Below are 16,117 nucleotides of genomic sequence, written 5' to 3' on the forward strand. Positions count from 1 at the left end.
TTCCTTAGTCGACTTCGATGTCGTAGGTGTCTTTGAGCAGGCGCAGCACATACTTCTTGGTTGCAGCCGTCACGGTGTAGGCCTCGGCCACGCGTGCGGGCAACTGTGCATCGGCCGTAATCGGGTAACCGCCCAGAATCTTGTCCGCCTTGGCGTTGAAGGCCTTGTCCGTGGCCATCTTGTGTGCGGACTCGCGCAGCAGCTTCACGGCTTCGTCCGGGGTGCCGGCGGGAGCCCATAGGCCCTTTTGATACGTGTAGGTCAGGCCGAGCAACGTCTTGTACGCTTCGAGCTTTTCGCCGCCCGGCTCTGTTCCGTGCAGCTCGCGGTAGACCTCGACGACGGTGGGGACGTCGGGGAAGTTCGGATCGCGGACGACCTTGCCGTCGGCGTCCAACTGGCCGAAGGACATCAGGACTACGGCCTTTCCTTCCTCCGCGATGCCTTCAACAGCCGAGCCATAGGAAGAGGTGGTGGTGTAATCGATATCGATCTCTCCGCGCTGGAGTGCCAGGTTAACCGGCCCGCGTCCCTCGAACCCGAACGTGGCGGTGGTTTCCGCCTCGAGCAGGTCGAAGGCGACGAGGGTAGTGAGGTCGAGGCCGGTCGCGCTGATGCCGCCGAAGACCAGCGGTTTGTCGCGGCCGATGAGATCCTTGACGGACTTAATGCCCGCGGCGGTCCGGGCATAGATGACTCCGCCGGTCCCGTTGACCAGCACCGGTGTCAGGTCGCTGAAGGAGTACTTGACCGCGTGCCGGCCGAGAACCCAGGGGACCACCGTTGTTGCGGTGCTGACAAGCAGCTCGGTGCCATCGTCCTTAGCGGAAGTGGCGAAGTGGTTGCTTCCGGTGATGCCTTCACCGCCGGACTCGTTGGTCGGTGCAAATCCGGGAACGCCGGGAACAAAATGGACCATCTCCGTGCCTATGAAGCGGGCCCACGTATCGGTGCCGCCACCCTCCGCCAGCGGAATGACCATCTTGATGGTCTCGCCGGCATAGTCTCCGTCCGCTGTCGTCACAGGCGGACGGAGCAAGCCGCCGCCGAAAACGGTGGTGCCCAGGCCGAGCGCGGCGAAGAGCCCGACGGCGGTCAGTACGGTGCGGCGCGAATGCTGCGGCGGATCGGCCAGTTCGCTCAGCTCGGTCCAGTCTTTGTCGGTGGGCGGCAAATCATGGCGCCCGTTGCCGCCGTCGTTATTCGCCGTCCCATGGGGCAACTGGACCATCGGTGTCTCCTTTGACTGTCTGGGCCTGGCGGATTCCACTGCCTGCGCCTTCGCGGCAGGCAGTGGGGGCAGCGGAAGTGAAGCGCGGGCCAGGATCCTGGCGGTGCGGACGGAGCCAACGATTTCGCTGCCATCCATGGTGCTGCGCCACGTGGAAATGATTCCTGCCGGGGTGCGGATGTTCAAGGAAGCGCCCGCAGGCGACTTGAGGGCACGTTCGACAACTGTGCCGGGCGTACCCGCAGCCAGCGTCAGGCCGATGCTCCCCGTGATGGCCAAGGCGGGGTGGGGGTTGCCCATGGAGAGCATCATGATCTGGACATCGGCCTCGCCCGGGCTGTCAGACGGAGCGGCGATGGCCAGCTTCGGGATGGCGCGTTCGGCGCTCTCCGGCGTGGCCGACAGGCCCATGGCGACGGCGCCGGCGCGGCGGATCGCGTCCAGATTCTCCAGTTCGGGGAGTACTTCCAGGCCCCATTCCGGGAAATCCGTCTCGCCGAGCCCCGCTGTGGTGGCTGAAATGATCACCAGCGGCGCCCCGGCGTCAACCATAGAAGCCTCGACGGCGCGGCCGTCCACCATCAGCAGGTCGGATTCGTTGCCTGTTGGCAGAAGGCTGCCGGTGGTCTTGCCGGCCGGTTCGACGAAGCCCAAGCCAACTTCTGTGCCCGCGAAGGGCACACCGGGAATCATCGTGTCGAGTTCGGGCTCCCATTTGCCGCCCGCCGTCGCGACCCGCTGCACAATCTGCTGTTGCGTGTTCGTGTTGAGGGCGCGGACCAGCGTCTCGTCCCCCTGTGGCTGGACCCAGCCGCGGTCCATCGCGTAGAGGGCGACGACGGCAGAACAATTGCCGCAGTTGCTGCCCCAGTCGACCTTGCCCTCGTCAATGCCGATCTGGGCGAAGGTGTAGTCAACATCGGTATCGGTTTCCTGGGAGGGGCTCAGGATGACAGCCTTGCTGGTTGTCGAGGTCCCGCCGCCTACGCCGTCGACCTGTCGTGAATCCGGGCTGCCGAAAAGCCGTAGCAGGACCTCGTCCACTGTGTAGCCAGGGATATTCAGCTGCTCCCGTTCGAACACCCAGCACTTGCTGGTTCCGCCGCGCATCCAGACGGCGTCGACTGATCTGGTAATTGTTCTCACCTGCTTTGCGAATCGGAGAGTGGGTGCCCCAGATGTGATGGGGCCCACGAAGTGTGTTGATTCGATAGTGAGGGCAGCCAGAATTAATTACCAGTTACTAAAAATAGAGTTGCTTGTAGTGTTTCTTCATTTACCGCAGTCTGGGGCTTGGAACGCCGATATCGACCAGCTAGTTGTCCCATCAGCGGCCGCGGACACGTTGGGCGTCGAGGCATTATGTAGCCAAGACTCGTTTTCTACAGTATGTTGAAGCAGCGCTAAAAGGAGTGGGCCATGCTGGACATCAAAAGACTGCAGATATTACTGAAGGTTGTCGAGACAGGTTCCGTTACCGCTGCAGCGGACGAGTTGTTCTATACCCCATCGGCGGTATCGCAGCAGCTGCGCAAGCTTGAGGAAGAGGTGGGGCAGCCGCTGCTCCAGCGTCGCTCCCGGGGTATGGTCCCCACTGATGCCGGACACGTCCTTGCCAGCCATGCCCGTTCCATCCTGCGGGAAATGGACGCAGCCGTTGCCGACCTTGCGCAGATCGCGGGACTCAAGCGGGGCAGCTTGAGCCTGGGCACCTTTCCGACGCTGGGAGGATCGTTCCTGCCGATCGTTATCAGCAGGTTCCGCCGCGAGTATCCTGCCATCAGGCTGGATGTACGCAGCAGCAGGCTCGAAGGGCTGGTGGAACTGCTTGCCAAAGGCGAAGTGGGGCTCTGCCTTCTCTGGGAGTACGACTGGCACCGGCTCGATCCGAAAATGTTCGAGCTCACGCAGGTCTTCGTCGAACCCACAGTGCTGGTAGTCGGCGCCGAACACAGGCTGGCAGGGGAGGGCAAAGTGGACATGGCTGATCTCGCCCAGGAGCAGTGGATTGTCCGGGCCAACGAGCATCCGGTCGCCGAGGTGCTTGAACGGAGCTGTAATTCCGCCGGCTTCGCACCCCATATTGCCTTCCAGGCCAACGACTACCAGGAGGCACAGGCGATGGTGAGCGTCGGGCTCGGCATCGCCTTGGCGCCGCAGACCGCCGTCGTCAATCAGCACCCCGGCGTCAGGGTGCTGCAGTTGGGCGATTCCGTTCCGTCGCGGCGGGTCATGTTGGCCCAACGCCACGACAGGGTGAGGGCGCCGGTGGAGGTGGCATTCCAGTCAATGCTGCTTGCCGTCGGGGAGCAATGGAGCGCCGGCGTCCACGATTGATGCCGGTGCAACTGGCCGCCGGGGTACAGCTAGCGGTGCGCGAAGCTCAGCCCGAGGCGCTTCTCGCTCAGGTAGAGGCTCAGCCCGATCCCGAGCGCGGCGAAGGTGCAGGTCATCCACCAAGTGGAGTCCCAGCCCCCGGTGGCAGTGGCCAGCCAGGCGACGATGGCCGGCCCGGTGAAGTTGCCGACGTTGAAGATCTGCTGCATCAGGCCCATAGCCGCCGGGGTGGAGCCGCCCGGCGGGGCCAGGTCGACAGCCATCCGCGTGAGCGTGGAGGGTATCGCGGCCCCGACCAGGGAGAAGGCCGCCACGCAAGCGAACTGGATTGCAATGCCTCCCGGCACAGTGGTCCAGTCCACCGCAAAGGTGAGCAACGACGTCGTACCCATGAGAATGAAGGTGGGGATGATGAGCCGGCGCGCGGTGACGCCGCGCTGCAACAGGGGAGCGGTGGCGATTGCGCCGACCGCATTGAGGCCGCCGACCACCGCGCTGAGCACGCCCGGCCAGATCCCGCTGACGCCGTTCTGCTGGTAAATAGTGGGCAGGAAGCCAACCACGGCCATCCACTGGATGGTGTAACAACCGAAGACGACGCCAGCCACCCACGGTTTCGGCGACCGCACGGTCACGCCGATCCGCTGTACCGCTGCCTTCAGCCCGTTGCCGTCGCCCGCCGGATCCTTCGGAACGAAGGCGAGCACCAGCGGCACCGGCACCAGCGTGAGGGCCGCCATGATCCACCACCAGGTATGCCAGTCCGTCACCTGCAGCACCAGCGCGCTCGCAATCAGGCCAACGAAGGTGGCGCATCCTTGATAGGCGCTCCAGAAACCCACGGCGGTGTTGACCCTGCGCAGAGGAGTGTTGGCGCGGATCAAGCCGGGTGCGACGACGGTAGCCAGCAGGAATCCGGCACCTTCCACGGCCCGGCAAACCATCAGCAGTCCGGCGGTCTCCGCGAAGCCGCCGACCACGGAGCCGGCAAACAGCAGGCCCAGTCCGATCAGCAGGCAGCGGCGCGCGCCGATCATCTCGGCGAACAGGGAGACGGCCAGTCCGCCCGCCATGCCAGCCACCTGCACGAGTCCCAGCAGCACCCCGGCCTCCACCAGGGACATGTCCAGTTCGGACTGGATAACAGGGATCGCTGACGGCAGCTTCCAGATATGCATGGCTGCGGTAATGCCCGCAAGCACGACGACGATCCAAGCCGCATCCGTGCGCTGCCGAGTCATGACCGGAGCCGCCACAGCTCTCCTTCCGCCTTCGGGTCTGTCCGTCCAGATTATCCGCAGGCGCTCAAAGGCGACGCCGGTCACGTAAGACGCGCCCCGGCGTCGTAATAATGCGGTGTATGGCTGCGGTTGTTCAGTCCTTGGGTGTTGCCTTGGTGGGATCCACGAAAGGTTTCTGGACGACGGTTCCCGGGCGTGCGCCGTCGGGCGTGTGGATGGTTAGTTCAGTGCCGAGGCGGCTGTGGGCGATCAGGACCATGGCCAGGCCGATGTTGCGCTGCAAGCGCGGGGAGTGGCAGGCGCTGGTGACTTCGCCGGCCGGAACGCCGCCGTGCGTCGTGACGCGGAACGGTTCGATCATCGATCCGTCGTTGTAGCTGCCCAGCGGGTCGCCGCCGATCTCCACGCCGACGATGAGCCGGCCGATCCCGTCGGTGCGGGCCTTGCGGAGCGCCTCCCTGCCAATGAAGTCGGCCTCCTGGTCCAGATCAACCATCCAGTCGTAGTCGTAGCCGACTTCCAGCGGATTGGTGCCCAGCGTGATGTCGCAGCCGTACGCCAGCATGCCCGCCTCGATCCGGCGGATGTGGGAGGGTCCGATCACGCGGAGGTCATGGGCTTGCCCGGCTTCCCAGATCGTATCCCACAGCTTCCCGGCGTTCAGGGTGGCGTTGTAGAGGTAGATTTCGTAGCCGATCTCGCCGGTGTAGCCGGTGCGGCTGACTACGACGTCCATCCCGTTGAGCGTGTGATGCTGCAGGTGGTAGTAAGGCATGTCGAGGATCTGCTGCCCGAAGAGGTCGCTCATCAGCCCCTTGGCCTTGGGACCTTGGATCTGGACGGGGGCGACGTCGACCTCCTCGACGGTGACGTCCCAGCCGCCGGCGTGCGCCAGCCCCATGGCCCAGAGGTGGACGTCGCTGTCTGCGAGCGAGAGCCAGAACTTGTCCTCCGCCACGCGGAGCAGGATGGGATCGTTGATGATTCCGCCGTCATCAGCGGTGATGAAGACGTACTTGCACTGGCCTACCTGGCACTTGGGCAGATCGCGAGGGGTGAGCATGTTGGTGAACTCGAAAGCCTGCGGGCCGCTGATCTGCAGCTGCCGCTCCACGCCGACGTCCCACATAGTGACATCGTTCAGCAAGGACCAGTATTCGCTGACCGGATCGCCGTAGTGACGCGGGTGGTAGGTGTGGTTGTAGACGCTGTACGCCGCTACGCCGTGCTCCCGCGACTTCCAGAAGTAGGGTGATTTCCGCAGCCGCGTATAGAGCGTGATGTCCGGATGCGGGACAGGGCCTGGCAGGTTTGCGGCGGACTGCCGGGCCGGACCGGAACCGGGAATGGTCTGCGACATGAGGTGCTGCTCCTTCGAGAGGTTGGCGCTAGTCCGAACTCCTCAATTGCGCATGCTGCGCAACGCTGCGCCATGTGCCGTTCATGCTTGCAGTCGCTACGAGGGGCAGTCAAGGGGTAGCGGTGCGCGGCTTCGCCTGCTGAAGCTGCCGGCGTGCTAAACGTGGACGGCCCCGACTTTCCAGCCAGGCTAGCTCCGCTCGGCGACGGTCTTTACGCCCTGGACCAAGCTGTCCCACATGCCCTTCGAGTGCTCCGCCTCTTCGGCGCTGGCGTTGTTGTCCTGCGAGAGCGTCAGCATGGTCTTGTCCGCCTTGTTCTCCAGCGTCCAGGTCAGCGTGTGGTAATTTTCCGGTGCGTCCGCCTGGCCGGAGAGCGGGCTGAAATGTGTGTGCGCCAGCCGCTTCCCGGGATCGACCTCGAGGATTACGCCCTTGTCCTCGTAGGCCTTGCCTTTCCACTCGCCGCGCCAACTGATCGGGCTGCCAACGGTCCAGTCAGTGACGACAGTGGTGCCGAACATGAACTCCTGGATCGATTCGGGGTCCGTGATGACGGACCAGACTTGGCTCGTCGGAGCGTCGATCAAGATTGTCGAGGTGGCGACATAGTTCCCGGGCACAGCCTTCTCCTTCGTCGAAGCAGCATCGGCGCTGGCCCTAGAGTACTCCCGCTGAGGGCTGTTCGGGAGTGCTGGCTGTTCCACTTCCCGCTCGAAGCGGGCCAGTGCCTACGTATCGCCGCCGACCTGCCACCGGTTGACGCCCGGGGATGGCTGGGACAAGATCGCGGAATGGAGCCATTGAGCAGCCGCATACTCCTGCGGCCTTCCGACCCGGCGAAGAGCCAGGTCTTTTACCGTGACATCCTGGGTCTGGCCGTCTACCGTGAGTTCGGCGATCCCGAGAGCCCGGGCACCGTATTTTTCCTGGGCAACGGTCTCCTCGAGGTATCCGGGCAGCGCGGTGACGAGGGTGCCTGCCGGCTGGAGTTGTGGATCCAGGTCCGCGACATCGAGGCCGAGTGGAAGAAGCTTCAGGCCGCCGGCGTGGACATATTGCGTGCGCCGGTGGAGGAACCGTGGGGTCTGCTGGAGATGTGGATCGCCGATCCGGATGGCGTGCGCATCGTGCTGGTGGAGGTCCCGGCGGACCACCCGATCCGGCGCGACACGCGGAACCCCCGGGACCTCTGACTGCGCCCGCCGGCGGCGTCGTCCGCGGCTAGCTGCCCATGTTTAAAACACGCCCAAAACATCGCCCGAAGTCGGAGCGTTGCTTGAAGGCTAAAGCTGGGAAGTTAGGCCTAAACGTGGGCAGTTATGCCTGCAAAGGGGCGAACCAGTGTTTGACTGCGACCGGACCCGCTACCGGACCCGCGCCTTAGTTGGCGAAGCCCTGCCACAGCGCGTCGAACGGGGCGTGGGAGGAGACGCGTGCCTTGATGCCCTCGGTCACGAAGGCCTTGGCTGTCCGCGCGGCCTCCAGCGGAGTGGCGCCCTTGGCCAGTTCGGCGGTAACGGCCGCGGCCAGCGAGCAGCCCGCGCCACTAACGGCTACCTCGCCGACCTTCGGTGCGCTGAGCACTTCGAGGGTCTCGCCGTCGAAAAAGACGTCCACGGCATCCGGGCCCTCAAGGCGTACGCCGCCCTTGGCCAGCACCGCAGCGCCGGAGGCTTCGTGGATGATGCGGGCAGCCTTTTCCAGATCCTCGACATTGCTGATCGTGATGCCGGACAGGGATTCGGCCTCGAAATGGTTCGGGGTGACGAAGGTGGCCAGCGGCAGGACCTGAGCCTTGAGCGCCTGATCGGTGTCCAGCGCGTGGCCGGGTTCCTGGCCCTTGCAGATCAGCACGGGGTCCAACACGATGTTGTCCCACTCCTGGTTGCTCAGCGCGGCGGCTACCGTGTCGATAGTGACGGGGGAGCCCAGCATGCCGATCTTGACGGTCTTCAGCGAGCCCTCATAGCAGGTCTGGATGGCTTCGAGCTGGTCGGCGATGACGTTCGCATCGACCGGGACGAAGCGGTGGTTCCAGCTGTCCTTAGGGTCGAAGGAAACGATGCACGTCAGGGCGGTGATGCCGTAGGTACCGAGTTCCTGGAAGGTTTTCAGGTCTGCCTGGGCCCCGGCGCCGCCGGTGGCTTCGGAGCCTGCAATCGTCAGCGTAATGGCGGGACGGGCAGTCAGGGCAGCGTCTGCGGAAATGTCAGTGGAAGAAGGCATGCGTCCATTTTCCATCGTGACCCCCGCCGATGGCCAACCGGGCGCCTTCTCACTGCTCGGGCCGGTCCCAGCGCAGGACCACACGCCCCTCAGTCGTAGACGGTCACGAGCTTCCACACGGAGGCCCGGCCGATGGCGGCGCACAGCCCGATCAGCGCTGCCAGCAGCAGCGTCTCCCATGCCGCCCCGCCGTACATCACGCTGAAGATCAGCCAGGCCACCAGCGTAATGACCACGAAGAACACCAGCACGTGGACCCACTGGCGGCGGACGGGCCGCAGCGCCAGGCCCAACAGGAAGGCGATGGGCGCGCCGATGATCAGGCCGATGCCGGCGGCGTAGAGCAGCACGACAAACGCCATGCCGAAGGTCGGCCAGACCTGCCGCCAGCTGAACGTGCCGCCGACGATCGAGATCAGCATCAGGGTGAGCGAGAAGGCGGCGATGGTGACGAAGAAACCGGTAAAGAACGCCAGCGGGCCGAACGTGACGCGGTGGCCGGGCTTGTGGTCCAGCAGTTCATCCGCGAACTGCTCGTCCTCCGGCAGACCCGGTTCGAGAGGATCCGCGTTGGTCCCGTCCTGCGTCATTGCATGCCCCTTCCGAGGTCAGTGGCAGTCGCCGCGGCACTGTCCCCTGCCGGCGCCGGACTGAGGGTCTTACCCCAGAATAGATCGAAGCGCCCGTAACGCAACCACTCGTCCGGCGACGTGGGAGAATTGATGCCGGTCCGGGCGCAGACGGGCCCAGTGCTAATACAGCCAACGCTTTCGACGCCGGCACTACCGGCAGCATCGCGGCGTTGCGCGAACCACTACTTCCCAAAGGTACAAAACCACAATGACTGACCTGCAGAAATCCCGCCCCGGCCACGCTCCGGCCAACTTCGCCTCAATCGGCAGCCCCTACTTCGGCATCATGCTCGCGGCCATGGCGGTGGTGCTGATCCTGTCCAACATCGGCGCCTCCAAGGGCGTGGCCATTGGACCGATCATCACCGACGGCGGTTTCTTCCTCTTCCCGCTGGCCTACATCCTGGGCGACGTTGTCAGCGAGGTGTACGGCTTCAAGGTGGCGCGCAAGGCCATCCTCACCACGTTCGCCCTCTCCGTTTTCGCCTCGTTCTGCTACTGGGTCATCATCGCGCTGCCCGGCTTCGACGACGATTTCGGCATCGCCAAACAGGAAGCGCTGGAACTGGCCCTCGGCCCGGTGCCGCTGATTGTGCTCGCGAGCCTGCTGGGCTTCCTGGTCGGCCAGACGCTCAATTCCTGGGTGCTGGTGAAGATGAAGGAGCGCTTTGGGGAGCGCAGGCTCTGGGCGCGGTTGATGGGCTCCACCGGCGTCGGCGAATTCGCGGATACCCTGATCTTCTGCTCGATCGCGGCCTCGGTCATCGGCATCACGGACTTCCCGACGTTCGTGAACTACGTCGTCGTCGGCTTTGTCTACAAGACGCTTGTCGAGTTCCTCTTCGTTCCGCTTACGACGGCGGCCATCGGCTGGGTGAAGAAGCGGGAACCTTCGTACGGGGCTGCGTCTTAAGCGCAGGCGGCGTCCTCACCCTGGGCCGCACTCTGACGGCAGCGCCCTAGCGCGGAGTTCTCTTGCCAAGGGCAGCGGCGATCCGATCGGCAACGTCGTGCCAGTGATCCAGCATCTTCTCCCGCTCCGCGGCACTGGCCAGATGCTCCTGGTGGAAGCCGATGGCAGTGCCTGCCTGTACCTGCATCAGGGTGATCTGCAGGATGGAATCGTGATCCCAGTCCTGCGGCTCCCAGGTCAGTCTGATCCGCTCGTGCGGGTGGAAACTGCGGATTTCGCCCCGGGTGCCATCCGTGGTTTCATATTGGTCGCGGCGGCGGGTGCCCAGGGTCGTTTCGCCCAGCCAGAGCGGCAGCCCCTCGCCGATAAGGAAGTCCCAGACCTGGGGCAACGGTGCCGGAACCGTCTTGCGGACTCCCATTTCCCAGCCTGCATCCTGCGTTAATCCTGTTGGAGTCATGTACACCGGATTACCCGCTCGCAGGGCAGTCGTCAATGGCCCGGCCACCGGAAGATGCGGCGGGGAGGTGGCGAGGAGAATGGGGCGGCTAGCTTAGGCGAGCGACAGCACGAACGAGAGGACAAAACCGGCGGCGGTACTGAGCGCAACTGCCGGGCCGCCGTGCTCGAACGCCTCGGGCATGAGGGTGTCCGCCAGCGAGGCGATCACCGCGCCGGCGGCGAAAGCCAGCGGCAGGGAGATGGTCTCCGGGTCGCTGCCCGAGAGGGGACCGGCCCCAATAACGACGGCGGCGACGAGCAGCACTGCGCACACCAGCCACAGGCCGAGGATCTTGCCCGTGGTCTTGCCCTGGCTGCGCATGGAGGAAGCGCCGACGAGCGCTTCCGGCAGGTTGGACACGAAGATCGCGGCCAGCAGTGCCAGCCCGCCGGTTCCTTCCGTCAGCGAGACGCCCAGGGCGATGTTCTCCGGCACGCCATCGAGCGTGACGGCGGCCAGCAGCGCCATGCCGGCGGCGCCCCGGGTGGATTCCTTGGTGGGCGCGCGGTCCTCGGCAGCCGCGTTGGTGTCCAGCTTGGCACTGCCCTGATATTGGTCGGCCGGGGTAGGCCGCGACTTGGGCTGGGCCCAGCGGTCAAGCAAGGCGCTTAAAGTGGTGAAGACGGCTGCGCCCACGAAGAGACCGATGGCGGCGCGCCAGATGCCGCCGTGCCGGTAGGCATCCTGGAAGAGCTCGAAACTCAGGGCCGTGATCAGGGCGCCCGCCGCGAAGGAAAGCAGCATGGCCAGGAACCGCTTGGGCAGCTCGAACTTCACACCGATGAGCGCGCCCAGCACCAGTGCGCTGGAAGCCACGGCGCCAAAAACCAGTGACGGTCCCATGGCGCCAGTATAGAAGCGTTTGGCCACGTCGGAGCCGCAGATTTGGGATTACTCTTATGCCATGTTCGAAATCCTGACCGGCACGGGACTGTCTGCGGCAGCGGGACTGAATGCATTCATCCCGATGCTGATCCTTGGCCTGCTGGACCGGTACACGGACCTGGTCCAGTTGCCCGCCGAGTGGGCGTGGCTGGGCAACGGGTGGGTGTTGCTGATTGTGGGCCTGCTGCTGGTACTGGAGATCGCCGCGGACAAAATCCCGATGGTGGACAGTATCAACGACTGGATCCAGACGGTGATCCGGCCAGCCGCCGGCGGCATCGTCTTCGGCAGCGGGGTGTCCTCGGAAACAGTAACCGTCCCGGACCCGGATTCCTTCTTCGGCGGCGACGCCTGGGTCCCCGTGGTTATCGGCATTGTCATTGCGTTTGCCGTCCACCTGGTGAAGATGATGACCCGGCCGGTGCTGAACGCTGCGACCGTCGGCACAGCGGCGCCGGTGGTCAGCACCGTAGAGGACACCGCGAGCCTGTCGCTCGCCTTGGCCGCCGTACTGTTGCCGGCGCTCGTGATCGTGGTGATTGCCGCCGTCGTACTTGGTTTGTGGCTGCTGTACCGCCGGTTCCGCCGGCCGGGGGTCAGGCGTAGTAGCGTCCCAAGACCTCGTTTTTGAAGTCGAAGAAGGAGCCGTCCTCGATGGCCAGCCGGGCGTCGTCGACCAGTTTCACGGTGAAGCGCTCGTTGTGGATGGAGATCAGGGTGTGGCTGACCATCTCGTTGGCCTTGAACAGGTGGTGGATATAGGCGCGGGTGTAGTTGGCGCAGGCGTAGCAGTCGCAGCCCTCCACCAGCGGGGTGAAGTCCCGCTTGAACTTGGCGTTGGAGAGGTTTTTCCGGCCGTCCGGCGTGTAGAAGGCGGAGTTGCGGGCCACCCGGGTGGGGGAGACGCAGTCGAAGGTGTCCGCGCCGTTTTCGATGGCGGTGAAGATGTCGTCGGGTTCGGAAATGCCCAGCAGGTGGCGCGGCTTGTCCTCGGGGAGTTCCTCGTTGCACCAGCGCACGATGGTGCCGAGGTTCTCCTTTTCCAGCGCCCCGCCGATGCCGAAGCCGTCGAAGTTCATGGCGCCGAGATCGCTGCAGGCCTTGCGGCGCAGGTCCTCGTACTGCGCGCCCTGGATGACACCGAACAGCGCTTGGTACGGCCGGTGCGAACGCTCCTCGGTCAGCAGCTCGTGCTCGACGATGCAGCGCTCGGCCCAGAGCCGGGTGCGCTCCAGACTGAGCTCCTGGTAGGCACGGGAGTTCATCAGCGTGGTCAGCTCGTCGAAGGCGAACATGATGTCCGCCCCGAGCTGGTGCTGGACCTGCATGGAGATCTCCGGCGTGAACCGGTGGCGGTCGCCGTTGAGGTGGGACTTGAACCAGACGCCGTCGTCATCCACATGGGCGAGGCGCTCCTTGCCTGCCGCTACGCGGTCATCGGCGCCGGAACCGGCCCCGGCCTCCGCGGCAGCGTCCATGTTGATGACCTTCTTGAACCCGGAGCCCAGGCTCATCACCTGGAAACCGCCCGAGTCGGTGAAGGTGGGGCCGGTCCAGTTCATGAACTTCCCCAGGCCGCCGGCCTCGTCCAGGATTTCCGGGCCGGGCTGCAGATAGAGGTGGTACGCGTTGGCCAGCAAGGCCTGGGCGCCGAGGTCCTTCATGGCCTCGGGGAGCACGGCCTTCACTGTGGCCTTGGTGCCGACGGCGATGAAGGCCGGTGTCTGGATTTCGCCATGCGGGGTGGCGATGATGCCGGTGCGCCCCCTGAATTCACCGCCGTTGGCCGCGACCTGGGCGGCGGTGGGAAGGGCAGTTTCGGACAGGCGTTTGCCTACGGTGAAGGAAAAATCAGATTGCGGCACCTATCCATTTTGCCTTATCCCGCGGAGCGGACTGTTCCGCCCGGGCCCTGTCTGACTGCTCACAAAATTGAGGCAGCCTCGTGTTGGCGCGATAATTTGTTGTCGTGGCCGTCACCGTGAAACACCATGTGCGCGAGTTTTTCCGTGTGGGTCCTGCCCGCCGGGACCATGTTGTGGCCACGCGCTGTGCCGTCAGCGTGGGACTGCCGCTGCTCGTCCTGCTGGCGGCGGGCCGCTTCGACCTGATGGTTTTCGCCGCTTTCGGTGCCTTTACCGGCATTTACGGTCGCGGCGAGGCCCACGGCGTGAGGCTTCGCCATCAGGGCCGGTTTGGTGTGTTGATTCTGCTGGTTATGTTTGTGGGCGCCCTGACCTCGGCGGCCGGCGCCGGGCCTTGGGGGATCGTTTTCGGCACCACCATCGTGGCCGGGCTGTGGTCGCTGGCGGTGAACTACTTCCAGCTGCGTCCGGCCGGGGTCATCTTCTTTACCTTCGGCTACGCCGCCATCGGCTCCATCCCGCTCACGACGCCGCTTGCATCCGGCCTGGCGGACCTCCATGGCCGCGCCCGAACGCCGCATCCTGACTCCCGGGCAGTGGCGTGAATTCGGCGTCGAAGCCGGCGCCAACGCCCTGGCCGCCCTTGCTGCGGGAGCGCTGGCAACCACGGTGGGCCTGGGCCACAACTACTGGGCGATGGTCGCTGCCGTGGCGCCGATCGCCGGTCCGAGCCTGGCGCAGCGTGTCAACAAGGGCGTCCACCGCATCCTGGGTACGTTTGCCGGGGTGGCTGCTGCCGGACTGCTGCTGGCACCGCATCCGGCGCCGTGGGTAATGGTGCTGATAGTGATCGTGCTGCAGTTCGCTGCGGAGATGTTTGTGTTGCGCCACTACGCCCTGGCGCTCATCTTCATCACGCCGCTGGCACTCTTGATGACCGAGCTGGCAGCACCTACGGACCCGACCGCCCTGATGGTGGACCGTGCCATCCAGACGGCCATCGGCGCGCTGGTAGGCCTCAGCCTGGTCTACCTGATGCACCAGCGAACGCTGCGGGAAAAGGCCCGGCGCCGGCTGCGGAAGCACCAGGATCCCGAGGCCTGACGCGTTTTCCGGGCAACCGTGGCTTGGAAGGCGCCGCCGGCAAGCTAGCGCACGGGCAGCTCGTCACGTGAGCGGCTGCGCGTGGACATCGGCTCCGAGGAGGGGAAGTGCTGGGTCCGCCAGCCGTCCCAGGTTTCCCGGATTTCGGCCAGCGACTTGGCACCCAAGCCGTAGGTGGTAATCAGAACCTGCGTGCCGCCGTCGGGCCTTTCGTCCATGAGTTGGGGCATGGTGGCGAGGATCAGCAGACCGTCACCGTGCTCGGCATAGGACTGGACCGTCAGCCCTAGCTGCGCTTCGGTACGGAACCAGACCTTCCCGCTGATCGATTCGCCCGTGCTCAGGGTCGCTTCGTACGGGTCGCCAGGCTCCGGCAGGTCCGTTAGGCCCAGGCTCTGCAGGAGGCCGCCTTCGGGCACGGAATCAGCGGAAAAGTAGGTGCTCTGCCGCGGGGTGTTCGGGTGCCGCTCGAGCATGAAACGCAGCTGCTGCAGGAACGTGTTCCACCCTTCGGTGAGGTCCTTGTCCCAATGTCCCATCTCCGATGCCGGGTCCAGGAGTCCGCGTTCGAGTGTCAGCTGGACGCCGTCCTCAACCGGCTCGATGATGAACGTATCGCCATTGCCCAGCGTGAGCTTCTTGTGGTCGGGGTTTTCGACGGCGCCGGCAAAGTAGATCTCTTTGATCTCCTCATCGAGACCGTCCAGCTCCCAGCCGTGCCATTGAGCAAGCCGTTTCGGTTCGCGCAGCATGACCCATACCTGCTGGGCGTCTGCGTTGATGTGGACGCTGAGCTTGCGGGGACCAGATTCTGTTTTCACAGCGCTATCCGTCATGAGGCCGACTTTACCCCCGGCTCCTTGGACTGGCCAGAGGTGTGGGGAGGCCGGAGATCAGGGAGCGGTCAGCTTGCCGTTCAGCGCGCGGATGGCCACCAGTTCGTTGGCGATGCGGCGGTCCAGCTCGGCCGGCTCGAGGGTCTCTGAGCCGCCGTGGGTGCGCAGATACATCAGGGTGGAAAGGCGTTCGACGCGCCATTCGTGCTCCGCCGATTGGTCGCCGGAGGCCATGGCCCGGTGGATCTCCGAGTCGTAGAGGTTGGGCTCGTTGAGCTGGCGCTGGCGTACCACGGCGTTCATCTTGGCGCGCAGCGGATCTTCCTCTTCGGCCTCGTCCGGGGCGCGCATGGCGTCGCCGAGCCGCTGGGACTCCTCGAGATCGCCGGCCTCATGGGTGATGTAGGCCGCGATCGCCAGCGTGGACTGGATCCACTTCCAACGCCCGAAGTTGCCGTCGAAGGGCAGGTCCGTTACCAGGCGGCAGACATGAAGGGCGTTGTCCTCATCCGCCAGGTCGACGAATAGCCGGTGGGCCAGATCGCGGACATCCTGCAGGTTGCTGCCGGCCTTGGTGTTCAGTCCCTTGCTCAGGCGGGCGGCGAGGCGCTGGACCCTGATGTCCTTCGGATGGGCCCGCGCGGTGCCCACGATGACCGCCTCCGGCGTGCCCTCCTCGGCGGGGATCAGTTCAAGGTCGCTGTTTGTCAGGACGGTCGGAGCCTTCTGGAAGGGCCGCGTGGAGGCAACCCGGATGCTCGAACCGTGGGCGATGCGCACCTGCGTTCCGTCGGCCAGCTTGGCGATCACCAGCGCCGGCGAGCCGAAATCATCCTTTTCGACGGCGGAGGACACCACCGCGGCCGATTGCTTTCCGCGCCTACGCAGAAACATATGGCCCGGTTCAACCGCCTCAGCTTTGACATTATGGACGTATGTCTGTGGCTGTTGCTCGGTCATTGGGTGGTCCTCCAAAGCTCAGGG

At 64.9% G+C, this 16,117-nt stretch carries 17 protein-coding genes; 6 read left to right on the forward strand and 11 right to left on the reverse strand.

All coding sequences use genetic code 11. The features are described from left to right. Nucleotides 1-4: 4 nt before the first annotated feature. Nucleotides 5-2,377, reverse strand: a complete 2,373-nt coding sequence (locus tag J5251_RS20285; RefSeq protein WP_240792951.1) for a PrpF domain-containing protein — start codon at nucleotides 2,375-2,377, stop codon at nucleotides 5-7. Nucleotides 2,378-2,650: 273 nt separating this feature from the next. On the opposite strand from J5251_RS20285, the gene J5251_RS06390 reads away from it, so the two are divergent. Further along, nucleotides 2,651-3,568 carry a LysR family transcriptional regulator gene (locus J5251_RS06390; protein ID WP_208575550.1) on the forward strand — a complete coding sequence of 306 codons (918 nt, stop codon included), beginning with the start codon at nucleotides 2,651-2,653 and terminating at the stop codon, nucleotides 3,566-3,568. Between the two features lie 29 nt (nucleotides 3,569-3,597). Here the strand turns inward: J5251_RS06390 and J5251_RS06395 are convergent, their stop codons facing one another. The 3 genes from J5251_RS06395 to J5251_RS06405 form a co-directional block, all read right to left on the reverse strand. Beyond that, the gene (locus tag J5251_RS06395; RefSeq protein ID WP_205676776.1) at nucleotides 3,598-4,824 is read right to left on the reverse strand and encodes an MFS transporter; all 1,227 of its coding nucleotides are present in this window, start codon (nucleotides 4,822-4,824) and stop codon (nucleotides 3,598-3,600) included. A gap of 118 nt (nucleotides 4,825-4,942) precedes the next feature. Further along, on the reverse strand, nucleotides 4,943-6,169 hold the full coding sequence (locus J5251_RS06400) for a glycine cleavage T C-terminal barrel domain-containing protein (RefSeq protein WP_208575551.1): 1,227 nt from the start codon (nucleotides 6,167-6,169) through the stop codon (nucleotides 4,943-4,945). Between the two features lie 189 nt (nucleotides 6,170-6,358). Then, nucleotides 6,359-6,790 carry an SRPBCC domain-containing protein gene (locus J5251_RS06405; RefSeq protein ID WP_208575552.1) on the reverse strand — a complete coding sequence of 144 codons (432 nt, stop codon included), beginning with the start codon at nucleotides 6,788-6,790 and terminating at the stop codon, nucleotides 6,359-6,361. A 171-nt stretch (nucleotides 6,791-6,961) separates the two neighbouring features. Here J5251_RS06405 and J5251_RS06410 point away from each other — a divergent pair, with 171 nt between their 5' ends. Further along, entirely contained in the window at nucleotides 6,962-7,363 is a 402-nt protein-coding gene (locus J5251_RS06410; RefSeq protein WP_208575553.1) for a VOC family protein, read from the forward strand. 187 nt (nucleotides 7,364-7,550) lie between these two features. Here the strand turns inward: J5251_RS06410 and J5251_RS06415 are convergent, their stop codons facing one another. Next, nucleotides 7,551-8,396, reverse strand: a complete 846-nt coding sequence (locus J5251_RS06415; protein WP_208575554.1) for a hydroxymethylpyrimidine/phosphomethylpyrimidine kinase — start codon at nucleotides 8,394-8,396, stop codon at nucleotides 7,551-7,553. Between the two features lie 89 nt (nucleotides 8,397-8,485). Beyond that, the gene (locus J5251_RS06420; protein ID WP_139004150.1) at nucleotides 8,486-8,986 is read right to left on the reverse strand and encodes a hypothetical protein; all 501 of its coding nucleotides are present in this window, start codon (nucleotides 8,984-8,986) and stop codon (nucleotides 8,486-8,488) included. A 250-nt stretch (nucleotides 8,987-9,236) separates the two neighbouring features. Here J5251_RS06420 and J5251_RS06425 point away from each other — a divergent pair, with 250 nt between their 5' ends. Next, a complete protein-coding gene (locus tag J5251_RS06425) occupies nucleotides 9,237-9,941 on the forward strand; it encodes a queuosine precursor transporter (RefSeq protein WP_208575555.1) in 705 nt (234 codons plus the stop codon). A 46-nt stretch (nucleotides 9,942-9,987) separates the two neighbouring features. Here J5251_RS06425 and J5251_RS06430 read toward each other — a convergent pair whose 3' ends face one another. Continuing rightward, a complete protein-coding gene (locus J5251_RS06430) occupies nucleotides 9,988-10,362 on the reverse strand; it encodes an SRPBCC domain-containing protein (RefSeq protein WP_244250825.1) in 375 nt (124 codons plus the stop codon). Nucleotides 10,363-10,494: 132 nt separating this feature from the next. Then, complete coding sequence (locus J5251_RS06435; RefSeq protein ID WP_139004153.1) at nucleotides 10,495-11,286, reverse strand: ZIP family metal transporter; 792 nt, start codon at nucleotides 11,284-11,286, stop codon at nucleotides 10,495-10,497. Between the two features lie 61 nt (nucleotides 11,287-11,347). On the opposite strand from J5251_RS06435, the gene J5251_RS06440 reads away from it, so the two are divergent. Continuing rightward, nucleotides 11,348-11,959 (forward strand): DUF4126 domain-containing protein, encoded by a 612-nt coding sequence (locus tag J5251_RS06440; RefSeq protein ID WP_139004154.1) that lies wholly within the window; start codon nucleotides 11,348-11,350, stop codon nucleotides 11,957-11,959. Here J5251_RS06440 and tgt read toward each other — a convergent pair. Then, nucleotides 11,925-13,193, reverse strand: a complete 1,269-nt coding sequence (gene tgt / locus J5251_RS06445) for a tRNA guanosine(34) transglycosylase Tgt (RefSeq protein WP_208575557.1) — start codon at nucleotides 13,191-13,193, stop codon at nucleotides 11,925-11,927. The two genes, J5251_RS06440 and tgt, sit on opposite strands and share 35 nt — an antisense overlap. 104 nt (nucleotides 13,194-13,297) lie before the next feature. Between tgt and J5251_RS20290 the strand changes: the two genes are divergently transcribed. Both J5251_RS20290 and J5251_RS20295 read left to right on the forward strand, forming a co-directional pair. Then, the gene (locus J5251_RS20290; RefSeq protein ID WP_244250826.1) at nucleotides 13,298-13,798 is read left to right on the forward strand and encodes a hypothetical protein; all 501 of its coding nucleotides are present in this window, start codon (nucleotides 13,298-13,300) and stop codon (nucleotides 13,796-13,798) included. Beyond that, a complete protein-coding gene (locus J5251_RS20295; RefSeq protein ID WP_244250827.1) occupies nucleotides 13,752-14,297 on the forward strand; it encodes an FUSC family protein in 546 nt (181 codons plus the stop codon). The genes J5251_RS20290 and J5251_RS20295 overlap by 47 nt, the downstream gene beginning before the upstream one ends. Before the next feature lie 44 nt (nucleotides 14,298-14,341). Here J5251_RS20295 and J5251_RS06455 read toward each other — a convergent pair whose 3' ends face one another. Together J5251_RS06455 and J5251_RS06460 are read right to left on the reverse strand one after the other, a co-directional pair. Next, nucleotides 14,342-15,118 (reverse strand): SRPBCC domain-containing protein, encoded by a 777-nt coding sequence (locus J5251_RS06455; protein ID WP_244250828.1) that lies wholly within the window; start codon nucleotides 15,116-15,118, stop codon nucleotides 14,342-14,344. Nucleotides 15,119-15,190: 72 nt separating this feature from the next. After that, a complete protein-coding gene (locus tag J5251_RS06460) occupies nucleotides 15,191-16,093 on the reverse strand; it encodes a DUF6707 family protein (RefSeq protein WP_208575559.1) in 903 nt (300 codons plus the stop codon). Nucleotides 16,094-16,117 lie beyond the last annotated feature (24 nt).

It is taken from the genome of Arthrobacter crystallopoietes (assembly GCF_017603825.1).
In the GTDB taxonomy this organism is placed as follows: Bacteria; Actinomycetota; Actinomycetes; order Actinomycetales; family Micrococcaceae; genus Crystallibacter; species Crystallibacter crystallopoietes_B.